Origin of the sequence: Cohnella sp. GbtcB17, assembly GCF_019091135.1 — a bacterium.
In the GTDB taxonomy this organism is placed as follows: Bacteria; Bacillota; Bacilli; order Paenibacillales; family Paenibacillaceae; genus Cohnella.
Map to the genome: position 1 here is coordinate 42,312 of NZ_JAGXJW010000010.1, position 16,509 is coordinate 58,820.

General features: G+C 59.0%; 12 protein-coding genes. All 12 read right to left on the minus strand.

Annotated features, from left to right (window positions below; genetic code table 11):
- Positions 1 to 132: 132 nt before the first annotated feature.
- Positions 133 to 3,876 (minus strand): S-layer homology domain-containing protein, encoded by a 3,744-nt coding sequence (locus KVT38_RS07370; protein ID WP_217593048.1) that lies wholly within the window; start codon positions 3,874 to 3,876, stop codon positions 133 to 135.
- Positions 3,877 to 4,109: 233 nt separating this feature from the next.
- Entirely contained in the window at positions 4,110 to 5,240 is a 1,131-nt protein-coding gene (locus tag KVT38_RS07375) for an MraY family glycosyltransferase (protein ID WP_217593139.1), read from the minus strand.
- Positions 5,241 to 5,387: 147 nt separating this feature from the next.
- On the minus strand, positions 5,388 to 6,155 hold the full coding sequence (locus KVT38_RS07380) for a WecB/TagA/CpsF family glycosyltransferase (protein ID WP_217593049.1): 768 nt from the start codon (positions 6,153 to 6,155) through the stop codon (positions 5,388 to 5,390).
- Between the two features lie 2 nt (positions 6,156 to 6,157).
- Positions 6,158 to 7,375: a polysaccharide pyruvyl transferase CsaB gene (gene csaB / locus KVT38_RS07385; protein WP_306795295.1), complete on the minus strand. Its 1,218-nt coding sequence runs from the start codon at positions 7,373 to 7,375 to the stop codon at positions 6,158 to 6,160.
- A 166-nt stretch (positions 7,376 to 7,541) separates the two neighbouring features.
- Positions 7,542 to 9,581, minus strand: a complete 2,040-nt coding sequence (locus KVT38_RS07390; protein WP_217593050.1) for a DUF5693 family protein — start codon at positions 9,579 to 9,581, stop codon at positions 7,542 to 7,544.
- A 534-nt stretch (positions 9,582 to 10,115) separates the two neighbouring features.
- Positions 10,116 to 11,819, minus strand: coding sequence for a phospho-sugar mutase (locus tag KVT38_RS07395; protein WP_217593051.1), 1,704 nt, complete (start codon positions 11,817 to 11,819; stop codon positions 10,116 to 10,118).
- A gap of 101 nt (positions 11,820 to 11,920) precedes the next feature.
- Positions 11,921 to 12,361: a 3-hydroxyacyl-ACP dehydratase FabZ gene (gene fabZ / locus KVT38_RS07400; RefSeq protein ID WP_217593052.1), complete on the minus strand. Its 441-nt coding sequence runs from the start codon at positions 12,359 to 12,361 to the stop codon at positions 11,921 to 11,923.
- 191 nt (positions 12,362 to 12,552) lie between these two features.
- Positions 12,553 to 13,071, minus strand: a complete 519-nt coding sequence (locus KVT38_RS07405) for a CDP-alcohol phosphatidyltransferase family protein (protein ID WP_217593053.1) — start codon at positions 13,069 to 13,071, stop codon at positions 12,553 to 12,555.
- Between the two features lie 239 nt (positions 13,072 to 13,310).
- A complete protein-coding gene (locus KVT38_RS07410; protein ID WP_368859063.1) occupies positions 13,311 to 13,544 on the minus strand; it encodes a DNA-directed RNA polymerase subunit beta in 234 nt (77 codons plus the stop codon).
- A 144-nt stretch (positions 13,545 to 13,688) separates the two neighbouring features.
- On the minus strand, positions 13,689 to 14,534 hold the full coding sequence (locus KVT38_RS07415) for a flagellar hook-basal body protein (protein ID WP_217593054.1): 846 nt from the start codon (positions 14,532 to 14,534) through the stop codon (positions 13,689 to 13,691).
- Between the two features lie 21 nt (positions 14,535 to 14,555).
- Entirely contained in the window at positions 14,556 to 15,422 is an 867-nt protein-coding gene (locus tag KVT38_RS07420) for a flagellar hook-basal body protein (RefSeq protein ID WP_217593055.1), read from the minus strand.
- 30 nt (positions 15,423 to 15,452) lie between these two features.
- Positions 15,453 to 16,448, minus strand: a complete 996-nt coding sequence (mreB, locus tag KVT38_RS07425; RefSeq protein ID WP_217593056.1) for a rod shape-determining protein MreB — start codon at positions 16,446 to 16,448, stop codon at positions 15,453 to 15,455.
- Positions 16,449 to 16,509: the final 61 nt, after the last annotated feature.

Sequence of the window (16,509 nt, forward strand, 5' to 3'; positions counted from 1 at the left end):
TATGACTTAAGACTTCCATAGTATAGCCTAAGGCCTTGGCGCCGTCATTGCCAAAAGTTTTCCTCCAGCGCACAATTCTATGAAATATGAGAAACGGGAGCCCCCGCCATAGCGGTGACTCCCGACCGGGCATTAAAGCTTCTTAAGCTTTTTCATGACGCGCTGTGCAATGACCGCTGCGTCCGCGCGGGAAAGATTGGAGTCCGGTTCGTAACGGAAAGTCGCTTTGCCGCCGCTCGCGACCGTATTGGCAATGCCCGAGATGAATCCGGCCTTGTTTACGGCCAAAATCGAACTAACCGCATAAGTGTCCGTCGTCGATGCATCGGTGAAAATCTTCTGCAGCGACGCAAGGTCCTTGGTCGCGTCCGCGTTGCTCTTAACCAGGTTCAACGCCCGTGCGATCATGACAGCCGCTTCGCCGCGAGTCAGATTGTCGTTCGGCATAAACAACCGCGGCGATTTGCCTCTAATATATCCCTTTTTAACCGCCGTCTCTACGTAACGATAGTTCCAGTACGGTTGGTCTGGATAATCGAATGGCTGTACGTCGTCGAACGTCATGTTGTTCGGGTCGTATTGAAGCGGAATTCCCATCACTTTGACGAGCATCTGCGCGAACTCGCCGCGCGTGATGTTCTCGTAAACGCCGAAGGAGTTCGCGTCCTTGTTGTTCATGATCCCATGAGCGAATATCGACTCCAACGCAAGTCGCGCATACTTGTGGCCAATGATATCGCTAAAGCTGTAGCGCAACCCCATGACGGTATAATAGCCAAAGCCATCGAACGGCGCCGTGACCGTTTTGTTAGAGGTGTTGACTACGCCGCCGATGTTCTCCCAGCCATTGCTCGTATATCTCCATACGCTGAGATTTTGTCCGTATGCATTCGAAATGTTGGTATCGTACTTGATTGTAATCGTACCGCGCTGCGACGGTTCCAGCCACTTGGCAGGCTCGTAGACGCGTCCATAGAACATGCTTCCCGTTTGGTAAGGCTGCATCGCACTAATCAGATTGTAATCTCCTGAAGGCGTCACCGTATTATCGAAATAACCGGCATCGATCCAGTAGAGGTCGGAAGCGTAGCTGAAATTTGTCTTAGCCCTAAGCCGATCTGTTGCGTACGAATCTGCCGCGATCGACTTGATTGTGCCATCCAGGTAGTTGCCGGAGCTATCCGTCTCTCCTACAGCGTTGTACTTCTTGACGGTACGTCCGTCCGTACGATCGGCGATGCCGAAGTAGATCGTCTGCGAGTTGAACAGGTCGACCGTTTTAACGTCTTGTCCAGGGCTGGCGTTCGCCTGCCGGAGGAACGTATTTTTCGGAAATGCAAGCTGCAGATCGCCGGTAAAAATCGAGATTTTGCCAGAAGCCGCGATCGATGCCTTGTACTGCGCGGAAATGGAATCGTCAGCTGCATACGTAACGTCAAATGAACCGTTGACCTTCTGCGTACCCGTAACGACCGTAAATTTGACTGTGTTTTTGCCGGCTTTCATGTTTTGCATTTCATAGCGAAAAATATCGCCCTCGCCCTTCGTCATGGCGATCTTACCGATAAGTACCTGATCCGCACCTTCTGCCTTGATGCTAATGTTCATGAAGTTGGCGTTAATGACCGACTCGTTCGGCAGCTTCGGCGAAAGAACCAGGTATGGGGACAGATCGCGAACGACCGTGATCGTTTGCGAGACGCTGTTCGTTCCTTTGCGAAGCGTAATCGTCAAGTTAACGGAACCGGACGTCGGCAGCTTAATCTCGGATAGCCGGATTTGGAACTCTTTCTCACCGCCGCCGAGCGTATAAGCATATACCGGCTTGGTAAGCGCGTCCTTGTCGATATAAGCGACGATCGAATCGGTCGTTACAGGGTCCGCGAGCGTCAGTGTAGTGCCTGATACCGAACCTGCCGCCACTTTATTACCATCCAACTGAACCTCGATCGAATCGAATTCTACGACTTTGAACAAGAGATCAAACGATTTTTCTGTCGTCGTATATTCATTGTCGTCCGTTACCGGGAACTTGACCGCGCTGTCCGTAAATTTCCGCAGTGGCGTGGTCGTACTGTCGTTCAGCGGCGGCAGCACATACTGAACCGGGTGAACGTTCGTAATGACCGGGGCTTCCTTCGAGAATAGGTAGATCGTCAACGATGTCGAGATTGGGATGCCGCCCGCTGTGCCGGTGAATGTGATCGTATTAGCGCCGGCTACTAGTGTCAGGGTAGAAGGTGTAAGCGTAAACCCACCATTCGATGTGTTGATCGTCCCCAGTGAGTTGACATTTGCCGTTACGCCATTCAAGGTCACTTTGACGGAGGCAAGCTCCGCGGCATTGGCCAAGTTGAAATTCAGCAGACGCCCCACGATCGACATGCTCTGAAATTCGGCGGACGAACCGAAAGTTTGTCCGGAATAGAGGTTGTCGATTTGGATTGCCGGCGCCGGATAATAAGTGACGTTGCGTACTACACTGTAGGTCCGTGAAGAGGCGTCTGTGATTTTAAAAGTTAGTTTCAATTGACCGGCAGGCAAGTTGCTAATCTTAATCGCCGGGTAATTGGTACCGGATGTGCGATAAGTCGCGCTGATTACCGAAGCCACGCTCACTCCGTTTTGCTCGACACTGACAGTCGTCGTGCCGCTAGGAAAGTTCGTGGTCTCAAGAACGAGCCAAAGCGGCAACTGAGAGATCGTCGCATTGTCCGAAAAGTTTGCGCTGGATGTGTATGACACCGTGCTGCCGCTCTCCGTCACGCTATAGGCTTGCTTGACGCCTGTAATAAATGGCGAGTTGGCTGCCAAGTACGTGAATGGAACCAAGTCTACAATCGATGCGCTTGGCCCGATGATCTTAAATGTGTACTCATTGTTCGACGACAAGCTAAAGCCGCCGTTTGTCGTGAAACTGTAAGTCGCGTAAGTCGAAGTCGATTCGAGCAAAGTCCCGGTAGCCGTGGAGGTAGGAAGAGGCGTGACGACCGTACCAAGCTTCGAAGTTTCCCACAACTCAACCGTAAATTGTGGATTGGTCGGCGCGGCACCTGTAATGGGCATGACCACCTTGCCGCTCAGCTTTTCACTGGATACAGCCGCGCTGATCGTCGGATGACCGTCAAGCGGAATGCTGCCGAGCTGCACATTGTATGCTGTCAGCGTGGAATTATAATAGACAATCGTACGCGTCAGTTGGTAGGTTTTACTCCCGTTTTTCGCGATGACCGTCAATGTGTTCAATCCATGATTCAGAGCGATTCCCGACAAAACGAAGCTGGAACCCGATCCGCCGAACATCTGCGTGCCGTTGATCGTTACTTCAGTCGCATTAGGCGCCTTAAGCGAGATCGTAGCCGTCGGATTCACGGTGACGATCGATGTTCCTTCTGGAAGTGTCGTACCGTCGATCATCTTAATCTCGGAGATGACAGGTACGTTCGTAAAATTGACGTAGGCTGTGCCGTCTACGATGTTGCCTGATGTATTGGCACCGGAAACGGTAATGCGATTCAATCCGTCGTAAATCGAAACAGCGGCGAACTTAAAGCTGCTCGAGCCCGTAATAATTGGGGCAGTCGTGCCGACCGAAGACTCGGCTACAGAATAGGTCGTCGTGGAGCCGCTTGTAGACTTGACGAGTTTTTCAATCTTATAGGTCAGCGTCGATTGAGCGACGCTGTTGAACGTGCCGTTGATATCGATGACGTTGCTATTAACGTCCGAAGGCGAGTTCACGTCCGTACTGAAATCGTCGAATTGAAAGTAAGCCGATGCCGCATCCGCTGACTTAGCGGGCGTCAAGGGAAGAAGCGTCGCGACAAGCGCCAGCGTCAGCATCCAAGCGATAAACCGTGTGTTCAGAAGTTTCAAAGGAAAAATCCTCCTTGTGCGGGATCAATAGTTATAGGCATAACAAAAATGGAATAAAACAACGCACACCACCCTGCCTGCCTCAGCGGACAGTTATCGTACCTTTGTTATCGGTTGGGAGGTTCCAATTGTTTAGCCATTTCCCCATATTAAGACTCCGTACCCACTCGCCTCGATCTGGCATAAGAAAAGCCCCGTCCGCAAGCGCGGAACAGGGCCGATCATTTCAAACGTTATTTGGAACGCGTACCCGCCGTCTCCTTAACGCGCATCCGCGCGAGGAAGTTCAGGATCGGACGCTTGGACTTGTCCACGATGCCGATGAGCTCGGCGCCGATCTGCAGCAGGACGAGCAGCACGCAGATGACGACGAAGGTCAGCCAGTTGCCGACGCCCGAGTTAGAGAAGACTGACTGGAGCACGGCGCATGCGCCGAAGAACGCAGCCACGCCGTAGATGATGAGCACCGTCTTGCGGTGGCTGAAGCCTAATTGCTGGAGGCAGTGATGCAGATGCCCTTTGTCCGGCTCGAAGATCGGCTTCTTCTGCACGCGGCGGCGGATGATCGCGAAAAACGTATCCGACAGCGGCACGCCGATCAGCAGCAGCGGCGTCACGAAGGAGACGACCGTGATCTGCTTAAACCCGAGCATCGACAGCATCGCCAATGCAAAGCCTAGGAACAGCGCGCCCGAATCGCCCATGAAGATTTTGGCCGGATGGAAGTTGAAGAACAGGAAACCGATGATGCCGCCGAGCAGCACCGCGCAAAGAATGACGACGGTACCTTGGCCCATCAGGGCGGACATGACGAGGATCGAGCTGATGGCGATGCCGGATACGCCGGCCGCCAGGCCGTCGAGCCCGTCGATCAGATTAATCGCGTTGGTGACGCCCACGATCCAGAAGATCGTGAGCGGGATGCTAATCCAATCCGTCAGAGACTGGCTAGCTGCACCGAACGGTATATTAACGAAGTCCATTTGAATATCGAAGCCGAAAACGACGACGCACGCCGCGGCGATCTGCACGAGCAGCTTAAGCTTGGCGGACAACTGGAACCTGTCGTCCAGCGCGCCGAGCAGCACGATGAGTGAACCGCCTGTCAGAAGCGCGCCGATGAGACGCTTGTCGTGAGCGCTGAACCAGTGCTCGGGAATAAGCGGCAGCAAGAGAAGAATAATGACCGTAAACGAAGCGTAGAAGGACAGGCCTCCGAGCCGGGGCATGATCCGCGTGTGCACCTTGCGATGATTCGGTTTGTCGACCGCGCCCACGAGAAACGCGAACTTCTTGACGAGCGGCGTCAGCACCAGCGCAAGCGCGAGCGATAGCACAAATCCGGTGATCCCGATTCCAACCATCCAGCCTGTCGGCATTTTTACATCTCCTTTAGCTTATGTACCGGAATGAATTATACGCTCCGGCACGGGAATGAACAAGCCAATAATTTCGCCGAATTCCGGCAAAAAAGGCCGTTTTCCTTCACTCAAGCTTGTTTTCACGCATTTTCATTTCGTTTGCAAAAGGTTATCGCCGTCTCGGGCCACTTTGAGCGCGAATTGAGGAAGTACCATCATTCTCCTGATCCGCGTCGGCTCCCGAAGCAGCCTGTAGAACCATTCCAGCCTCAGCTTGATAAACAGCGAAGGCGCGCGCTTCGTCTTGCCGGCCAGCACGTCGAAGCTTCCGCCGACGCCCATCATGACGGGCACGCCAAGCGCGCTCTGATGCTTCGCAAGCCACGGCTCCTGGTTATCCATCGAGCGGGCGACGAACAACAGATCGGGCTTCGCTTCGCGAATGGCGGCTACAACGGCTTCATCTTCTCTGTCGGTAAAATACCCGTTGCGAACGCCTGCGAATCGAACGCCTGGATAGAGCGAAGCCAGCTTGGCATGGGCCGCATCCACGACTTCCTGCGAAGCGCCGAGCAAGTAGACGCTCCATTGGCGGCGGTCGCCCTCGCGCATCAGCTCATGCAGCAGGTCGTATCCGGCTACGCGTTCGGCCACCGGTTGGCGGACGCGCCGCGCCGCCCATACGACGCCAGTGCCGTCGGGCACGACGAGCTCGGCAGTCGCGAGCGCCCGGCGGAACACCGGATTTTGCAGCGACTTCATGACCATCTCCGGATTGCCGGTGACGACGCGATGGCTCTTGCCGGACGCAACCGCCTTAATGAGGTATTCGACCGTTTGGGCCATATTCATTTTGGAAAACGGGATGCCGTAAATCGATACGGTCGGAAAGCTGCGCGTTTCCGCGGATTGAGACATGGTTATCTCCCTCTAAGTTCCAGGCAGGCTTCGACGATTCGCTGCGCCGGTACGGCCGCTTCTTCCTTCAGTCGCCGGATGGCGCTGTAATGGTCGATGCGCCACTGTGCCGGATCTTCTATGAATTGGACGGCCTTGGCCGTAAAATGTTGCAAATCGATCGCGTCGACGGTCCCGATCGCCCGGTCGCCGAGGCGATACAGGAATTGATCGATCTTCGGATCATAGGACAAGCCGAGCAGCGGCACCTCGCGGTTCGCGGCATAGATGAGCGAGTGCAACCGCATGCCCACCAGCAGGTCGCAGCGGTCGATCTCGCGCAGCATCTCCTGCGGTGCGTCGTGCGCGGGCGCGATCTCCGCCATCGCGGCGGCATCGCCCAGCCGCTCGATCACGTAGCGCGACGCGTCCTCGTCCGCGCCCTCGTGAAAGGGCAAAAACCGCAGCCGCACCGCGCGCTGCCGCGCCAGCGCGGCCAGCGCCGCCGCGATCCGGTCCAAATCGGACCGGTCGCCGCGCCAGAACCGCACGGACACGCCGACCAGCGGCGTCCTGTCCGTGCCGCCCTCGCGCGCCGCGCCTTCGGCTTCAGCGGCGCGAAGCCCATCGCCCGCGGCGCCGCCGGCGGCAGCGCCCCCGCGAACCGCAGCCGCCGCTCCGCCTTCCGCCGGCGGCAGCGGCAAACCCATAACCGGGTCCGGCACGACCGCGACCCGCTCCTCCGGCACGCCGAACCCGGCCAGCAGCGCGGCCGATTCGGCGTCCCGCACCGACACGTACGACGCCTTGCGCATCGCCCGCGCGATGAACGGCCCGAACATCCGGCGCTTCACCGGCCCGATGCCCTGGGCATACACGAACGTCGGCTTGCGCGCCCAGCGCGCCATCTCCAGGATGCCCAGATAATACGGGATCGACCCGAGACCGGTCGCATCCTGGAGCAGGCTGCCGCCGCCGCTGATGACGCCGTCGCTCGCGGCGATCGCCTCGCGCACCTCGCGCAGCTTCATGCGCGGCACCGACCAGACGCCGTACTGCCGGGCCGTCCAGGTCGGATCGCCTGACAGCACGATCGGCTCGACGAACACACCTTGATCTTCGCCGGCCTGATCGAGCGCGTTCAGAATGCTGAGCAGCACCGCTTCGTCTCCGCTGTTGCGGAAGCCGTAGTAGCCGGACAGCACCAGCCGCAGCTTCCGGTCCGTTTTTGCCATACCCATTATGCCATGCACCGCCTAAGTTTGCCTTAAATTCAGATGAAAGCGGCCGCGCCGGCCAGCCTGCGCGACGGCGCCAACCAGCCCGCGCTACGACGCCGTGCCTGAACGGCCGCATTACTCTTTACCCGATTTTCAACCCGACTTTCGCCGCACCCGCGGCAGGCGCTCACTTCGCCGCCAGCCGCTTCCCCCAAATCGCCCACAAGCGCTCAAGCACTTGCCAGACGACGATCAGCACGAGACCGATCAGGAAGCCGATGCCCAGTCCCAGCAGATCCCGGGTCGCGGACAGGATGGCAGGCGTATGGATATACACGAACGTATCGACCATCGACAGCTGCCCGATCGTAGCGGCGACGATGAGCACGAGCGGCCACTTCGGATAACGAAGCGAGAGGAACAGACCGAGCAACATAAGCGGATGCCCCATCGCGAATTCCTTGAATCTCGGACGCACGTGGAAGGTCGTCTCGAGGAACGTACGCAGCTTCATCTCGATGCCGGACGCGGAGCCGCCGTTGCCCGTGCGCGTCAGATAGTAGTAGCCCGCGGCCAATACGAACACGCCGACGACGACCCAGAATACTTTGATCGGCATAACCAGCAGCTGCCGGATGTTGCCCCAGAAGCCGTTCGCCGAGCCGTAGAAAAATACGTACAGCGCCACCAGCGCGATCGGCGCGAGGTGAAGCAGACTGACGCCGCGGAACTGCTGCAGCACGAGCTCGTACGTGATGTCGTTCAGCAGTGCGATCACGAACGGGATGGCGATGACGGACAAGATCGCCGTACGAATATAGAACAAGATCGCGGAGCCCAAACGACGTCCGGCGGACATACGGAAGTTCTCTGGGCGGCTCCTCCTCGCACGGAGCAGACGAACCAGCGTCACGACCGACACCGTCGGCGCCGCGATCGCGACGAACAGCGCCAGCGCCTGCGTAAGCAGCGACGAATCGAGCAGGAATACGCCAGCGCCTCCGATAAACCCGAGAATCGTAACCGGCAGCAGCAGCGGCGGCAGGAACAGCCCGATCATCAGGGCAATCAACGAGACCGCGCCCGCGATCGCCAGACCGCGCCACAACGCCTCGGCCGGCGCCTTGTGCACCTTGAAGGCATGCGCTTCGCCCGTCTCGAAGCCGAAGTCGCGCATGCGCTCGATCGCGCCGTCGTTTCCGGACAACGCGGTGACGATCGTCTTGTCGATCGGGTGCGTCACGACCGCCTTCTTGTCGTCGCGTGCCGGCGCGGCGTTCAGATAGATCATTCGAATGTTGCGGTCCTTTACCGCCAGCACAAGACGGTCCTTCAGCGTCTCGGGGCTGATCACCATCATCTCGCCCTCGGACACCGAATGAAGACGGACCGCGTTGTAGTTAAGCTTCTTGGCCAGCGTCCCCATGCCGAGCTGCGGCGCCTTCAGGTTCTCGATGACGGCGATGCCGAACCCGCCGTCCTTGAGTTGCTTGGAGAAGTCGTCCAGACTGCGTTCGTCGGCCTGGTTGTTGTATCCCGTGACGGCTTCACCGTCGAAAATGATCCGCGTTGCGCCGACCGCCTTGAACTTGGCCAGCCAATCGGCCACACGCTCGGCGTTGTAAGGCTGGGTGCGATCGGAAATACGCGGCACGACCATCAGCCCCGCATCGTGGATCGCCTGCAAGGCGAGCGGGTTCGGCTCCATCGGACGCAGCCTCGCGTCATCGGGACCGACGCCGAGGACGATGCCGTCGCGCCCCTTCGCCGACCAGGATTCGACGCTCACCCCGGCCTGCTTGAACGCGTCTTCTACGATCGGACGGATCGCAGATTCGGTGTCCGGCTTGTTGAACATGACGTATGTACGATTGTCGCCCGGCGCGCTCAGCTCGCCTTCCAGCTGCGCGGCTTGCTGAGCCGTATACATCGTGACGTCCCCGGTCAGGGCCAGTTCGTCCAGATTGCTCTCGAACACGGCCATGCCGTTGACGCCCGCAGCCTTAAGCTTCTGCAGCTGCTCCTGGGCAAATGCCTTCGGATCGGCTTGCGTAGCCGCGATCGTCAATATGTCCTTATAGTCCACGATGATTTCCACTTGGTCTGCCGAATGCTCCGTCTGCACACGCGCATAAGCGACGGGCAGCGAGCCCAGCACGCCGATCAGCACGATCCACCAGAGCCACTTCCCCAGTCTGCGATTCCATTGATCCAGCCATACAGGCACCGCTTCCACTCCCTTTTATCCTCATCGGCGACGCCGCTTGTCGCCCTAAAACGCCGCGCGCCTCATCCGAAAGTTACCTAAGCCGTCGATTAAACGTAGTATTGCAGTTATGCGGAAATTGAATGCCGAAAACGTAAATTTTCCCTTCTGCCTCTTCGCAGCAGCCGCAGCCCGCAAACAGCCCGCCTTATGTAGTTCCGTTCATTACATTCATTCCGTTCATTACACATTACCTTCATTAGACGAAGGCGCCTTCCTGCAAGTTTCGAACCGCCTAGCCCGCTATCGTCATTATATTTCATTTCCCGCGCAATACCGCGACAGGATGCGACAGCGAGAGAGCGCAGGCGTACCTCGGACAGCGCCATGCAGCCTTCCGTCCATTTTCGCCGTCACCAATCCGACTACCTTGCACCAATCAATATTCCCCTGCCACCCAAGCGCACAAGCGCCCGCAAGCCGTGCGAAGCGCATGCGGCTGCGGGCTCATATGTGGCCGAAAGGCGCGCGAACCTCGTGAACCTCGCTTTAATTTTAGCTAAGCGCGTCCACGCGCGCCATAACCGCGCCGACCAACGTATCCAGCGCGGCGCCAGCGCTGCCAAGGTCGTCGCCGCGGACGGCGAAGTATACTTTGATCTTCGGCTCGGTGCCCGAAGGACGAAGGCAGAACCAGGAGCCGTCGGCGCGGAGGAATTTCAGCACGTTTTCCTTCGGCAGGCCGTCCAGTCCCAGCTCGTAGTCGAGCACCTGATCTACCTTGACGCCGCCCACCTCTGCAGGCGGGTTCGTGCGCCAGTCCGCCATGATCGCGGCGATCTGGGCGACGCCGTCCTTGCCCTTGAGCGTGCGGGACTCCAGCTTCTCCAGGTACGTGCCATACTTCGCATACAGCTCCAGCAGCACGTCGTACAGCGTCTTGCCCTGCGTCTTGTAGTAGGCCGCAGCCTCGCAGATGAGCAGCGACGCGACGACCGCATCCTTGTCCCGCGCGTACGTGCCGGCGAGATAGCCGTAGCTCTCCTCGTAGCCGAAGAGGAACGCATGCTCTCCCGTAGCTTCGAACTCGGTCATCTTTTCGCCGATGTACTTGAAGCCGGTAAGCGTGTTGATGACCGCACTGCCGTAGGAACGCGCGATGTCGGCGCCCATCTCGCTCGTGACGATCGTCTTGACGACGGCGCCGTTGGCCGGCAATCGCCCCTTGGCCTGCAGGCTGGAAAGCAAATAATGCACCATCAGCGCGCCGGACTGGTTGCCGGACAGCACGATGTATTCGCCCTTGTCGTTTTTGACGACGGCCCCCATGCGGTCGCAGTCCGGATCGGTGCCGATGATGATGTCGGCGCCGATCTCGTCGGCGAGCTTGATCGCCAGCGTGAACGCCTCGTGTTCCTCCGGGTTCGGAGACTTGACGGTCGAGAACATCCCGTTCGGCTGCTCCTGCTCCGGCACGACGTGAACGTTGGTGAAGCCGGCGGCGGCAAGCACCCAGCGTACGGGCATGTTGCCCGCGCCGTGAAGCGGCGTGTAGACGACGGACAGCGCGGCCCCCGCGCCGCTTTTCAAAATCTCGGGATGAACGGACTGAGCGGCTACCGTATGTACGAACCGATTGTCTTCGTCCTCGCCCAGCCACACGATCAGGCCTTGCGCCTCGCCCTCGGCCTGGCTCAGGCGCTTGACGTCCTCGAACGCGTCGACCTCGCGGATCTCGGCGATGACCTGCTCCGCCTGATGCGGCACAAGCTGGCAGCCGTCCTGGCCGTAAACCTTGTACCCGTTGTACTCCGGCGGGTTGTGGCTGGCCGTCACGACGACGCCGCCTGCGGCCTTCAGGTCGCGCACCGCGAACGAGAGCTGCGGCGTGGGACGCAGCGAGCGGAACAAATAAGTCTTGATGCCGTTCGCCGCCAGCACCTGGGCCGTCTCCAGCGAGAAAATATCGGAATTATTGCGGGAGTCGTGCGCGATGACGACGGAGGGAGACTCGAAGTTGCGCAGCAAATAATTGGCGAAGCCCTGCGTCGCGCGGCCGATCATGTACCGGTTCATCCGGTTCGTACCCGCGCCCATCACGCCGCGGAGGCCGCCTGTGCCGAACTCGAGCTCGCGGTAGAAGCGGTCCTCGATCTCCGCGGGCTTATCCGCGATCGAGCGCAGCTCCTCCTTGGTCGCGGCGTCTACTTTGGAATTGTGGAGCCAGGATTCATACACTTCGTTGGCAGCAATGGTCATCAAATTCTCATCCTTCCGTCTGTGGTCTCTTTATCTATACCCAGGCGCCGCGTTCTGCGTCACACCGCGAGAACCCGGCGCGCCGGGGCCGTACATTCTGTTCATCTCTCCTTCGCCGGATCCGTCAGCGCGAACATCAGCACGCCTTCGGCGACGACCTTGCCGTCTACCTTGGCGGATGCCTGTCCTTTGCCGATTGGCCCCTTCAGGCGGATAATCTCGACCTCGAGAGTCAGCGTATCCCCCGGCGTCACCTGCCCCCGCCAACGGAACTCGTCCACGCCGGCAAACAGGCCGATCTTGCCTTTGTTCTCCTCGAGCCCGAGGATCGCCGTGGCCCCCACCTGCGCGAGCGCTTCCAGGATCAAGACCCCAGGCATGACCGGGAAGCCCGGAAAGTGCCCGGCAAAGTACGGCTCGTTCATCGTCACGTTTTTGAGTCCGACGGCGCGTTTGCCCGGCTCGAGCTCGAGGATGCGGTCGATGAGCAGGAACGGCTGGCGGTGCGGAATGATTTCCTGAATTTGATTAATGTCGAGCATGAACGATACTCCCTTCGAATGTATGGCGACCAAGGAATAACAGCGAGGTTCGGCGCCCATACTATGTATAATCCTTCCGCGTCCTGCAGCCGCGAAGGTTGAATATAAGAGGGCTTGCCTCCGGTGCCGATCGCTTCCCGCGCGGCCTTGCGGCAAGTCCTTTTGTCTCCCTTCGGGACGGCAGCGAACGCTCAAGCGGACTTCGTCTCGCCGTTCAGTTCTTTAAATGAAGTAATGTAAACGAAGGACGTCACGAACGACAGGCCGACGGCAATCCAAAGCGCGACGACGCCTCCCGGCTGGTCGAGGATCAGCAGGACGATGGCGAGATAATAGATGACGGTCGTCAGCTTGCCGAATGAATTCGCGGGCACCGTCCGCTTGCCCCGAAAATGAAAAAACGTACCGAACGCGATCATTCCCAATTCGCGAAATGCCATCATGCCCGCTGCAAGCCAGGGAATCTCTCCGTCCGCCAGCAGCGCCCCCACGACCGCGAGCATCATGAGCTTGTCCGCCAGCGGATCGAGCATGACGCCGATCTGCGTCACCAGGCCGCTGCGTCTGGCGATGTAGCCGTCCAGCATGTCGGTAATCCCGGCCGCGAATACGACGATCAACGCCCATATAGGATGTCCGTCCAAATAAAGCACCATAAAGACGGGGATCAGGACAAAGCGGGACATCGTCAACAGATTCGGCACATTCACCGCCGGAACCTCCCATTTCCGCCATCGGCTTCGCGATCGCGATCGCAAGACCGTTGTCAGCTTTTATTATACCGCCAGTCCCGCTTCGGGTAAAATCCCGTTCGATCGTCACGGGTAAATGATACCATATGTATCGCGTTTGCGCATAAAAAAACTCCCCTTGCCGTAAGACGGGGAGCCTCCTTGTTGTGTTCCAATCCCGCATCAGCGGCATGCAAGTCCCTTCAATCAGGACGCGATTAGCGACTGCCCTCGAAGATGAGATCGTACATATGCTTCCAGGTATTCCAGTCGAACACGTCCGACCAATCCTGCTTGCCGAGCACTGCATATCCGATCCCGAGCCCCGCCAGGAGCGCCAGGATGCACAATACCGGGATGAACAAAATCTTGACGCTAATCCAAACGATCAGCATCATGACACGTCCTGCGGATCGCTGCTTCTTGTCCGTCGGACGCTTCGTCGCTGACACGGTAGATCCTCCTTCAGAATAAAGAAGCCCGAATAAATGGCTTTGTTCGAGTCAATTTATTCTAAGCTTTGGGTCGGGATTGCGCAAGTTGTCCGGCAGCAGGGCATGTCAAAGCGCCGGCAGGCCGCCGGCGGTCAAGCCGCGTCAAGCGCGGAGATTCGCAGCCATCTGGGACATCTGGTCGCCGGAGCTGAGCGCCCTCGCGCTGAGCTGATAGGCGCGTTGGACGTTGACAAGATCCGACATTTCGTCCACCAGGCTGACGTTGGACTCCTCGAGGAAGCCCTGGCGAATTGCGACGCCGCCTGCCTCGTCGGGCCTCGCGACGACATTCGCAACCACGTCCGCCACGTTCACGTCGGAGGGAACGCCGTACAGATTGTCCGCAACCGCCTGCAGCAGCTCGGGCTTGTTGACCTCGACCAGCCGCAGCGTGCCAAGCTCGATCGACTCGTTGCCGTCCGAGGAACGGGCCGTCAGCCTGCCGTCGGCGCCTACGATCATGTCGTAGTTGTTCGGCACGCGCACGAACGTATCCTGGCCGCCCGTATTCACGGCGACGACCGGATAGCCTTCGGCCGTCGTGAGGAGGCTGTCGCCCTGGGCCGTCGGCGACAGCTGGAAGGCGCCCTGCCTCGTGAACGCGCGCGCGCTGTCGAGCGTGCCGCCGGAGCGGACCTCGAACAGGGCGTTGCCGGCGATCGCAAGGTCGGTCTGGCTGTCGGTCTGCTGCATGGCGCCCTGGGCCATGTCGATCTGCTGGCCGACGACGCGCGCGCCCCAGCCTTGCGTGAAGCCGAGCGGCGTCCGGCGTCCGGGCAGCTCGAACGACTTTTCGTGCGGCTGGAGGTTGGTGAGGATATCCTCGAACACCGTGCTCTTGCGCTTATAGCCCTTCGTATTGGCGTTGGATATATTGTCGGCGAGCACATCAAGCTTCTGCTGGAGAGCGCCCATGGACGCGGCTGCGCTGACGATGGAGTTGTTCATCTCGATTCCCCTTCGCTTCTATTAGACTTTGCCGACGTCGTTAACCGCTTTGTCGAGGCTGCGGTCGTAGTACTGGACGATCTTCTGGTTCGCCTCGTAGGCGCGCAGCGCGCTCATCATGTCGACCATCGACTGCGAGGCATCCACGTTGGAGCGCTCCAGGTAGCCCTGCTTGATCTCTACGCGCTCGCCCGCCTGCACTTGACGCAGCCCGTTCGGGTCGCCCGCGTAGACGTATTTGCCGTCGCCCTGACGCACGAGCTGGTTCGGATCGTTCACTTCGGTGAGGAGGAGCGCAGGATTGCCGGCCAGCGGCTGCTGGGTCTCCTTGTCGATCAGGCGACCGTCGGCCGTGACCTGCACGTTGTCCCAGGTGCCTTCCACGCGGATCGGTTGTCCGTCCACGCCGAGCACCTCCATCCCGTCCGGCGTGACGAGCGTGCCATCGGCCGTCGTGCGGAATCCGCCGTCGCGGGAGTAGCGGCGCTCGCCGTTCGCATTTTGCACGGTGAACAGCGCTTGGGGCTGGTAGGTGACGTTGCCGTTGGCGTCCACGAACTTGCCGGAATCGTCGAAGGCTTGTCCGTCTACGAGAATATCCGACACGAGCGCCAGGTCCTGGCTGCGCCCCGTCTCGTTCAGGTCGCCCTGGCTCAGGTTGATGAGGCTCTCCTCGGCGAATACGCCCGTATTCAATTTGCCGATCGTGCCCTTCGTGTCGTCCGGACTGCCCATCAGCGAGATGAGCATCTCCGGAAATGCCCGGTTCACCGAATTAACACCCTTATAGCCCGGCGTATTCAAGTTGGCGACGTTGTTCGTCACCGTATCGTGCCTGCGTTGCTCCGCGATCATGCCGGCAGCCGCCGTATACAATCCTCTGATCATGTTGCGAGATTCCCTCCCGTTGTGAGAAAGCTACTTGCGGCGCGCCATCTTGTCAAGGTGGTCGAGCATGATGCCCGTTCCCTTGACGACGCAGTGCATCGGATCTTCGGCGATCAGCACGGGCACCTTGAGCTCGTCCGCCAGCAGGGCGTCGAGACCGTCGAGCAGCGCGCCTCCGCCCGTCAGGATGACGCCGCGGTCGATGATGTCGGCCGACAGCTCCGGCGGCGTCCGCTCCAGTACGGCCTTGGCCGACGCGACAATGGACGATACCGGCTCCCACAGCGCCTCGCGGACCTCGTCCGCGTAGATCGTCACGGTGAGCGGCAATCCGGATACCATGTCGCGGCCCCGAATATCCATCTCGTCCTTCCGGCCGCCCGTATAGACGGTGCCGATCTTGATCTTGATATCTTCGCTCGTCCGCTCGCCGATGAGCAGCTTGTATTTATTTTTGATATACCGCATGATAGCGGCATCGAACTTGTCTCCCGCTACCTTGAGCGACGAGGCGGTGACGATGTCTCCCATGGACAGCACCGCGACGTCGGTCGTCCCGCCGCCGATGTCCACAACCATATTGCCGCTGGGCTGGAAAATGTCCATGCCGGCGCCGATCGCGGCCGCCTTGGGCTCTTCCTCCAGAAAAACTTCCTTCGCTCCGCTTCGTTCCGCGGCCTCGCGAATCGCCTTTTGCTCGACCGAAGTGATATTGGTAGGCGCGCAGATCAGGATTCGCGGACGCCCGTACCAGCTGCGGCCTCCGACCCGCTGAATGAATGCCTTCAGCATCATGTCCGTAACTTCGAAGTCGGCGATGATGCCGTCCTTCAGCGGGCGGATCGCGATGATATTGCCGGGGGTGCGGCCGACCATCCGGCGCGCATCTTCCCCGACGGCCAGCACCCTGCGGGTGTCGTTCTCTATCGCGACAACGGAAGGCTCGTCGAGCACGACGCCCTTGCCTTTAATGTGGATGGAGACGTTCGCCGTGCCCAAGTCGATTCCGATGTCTTTGCTGAACATATGAAAAACAGGCCTCCAACGCATAGATATTCCTTTAAGTATTCGCCATGATTTCTAAAAA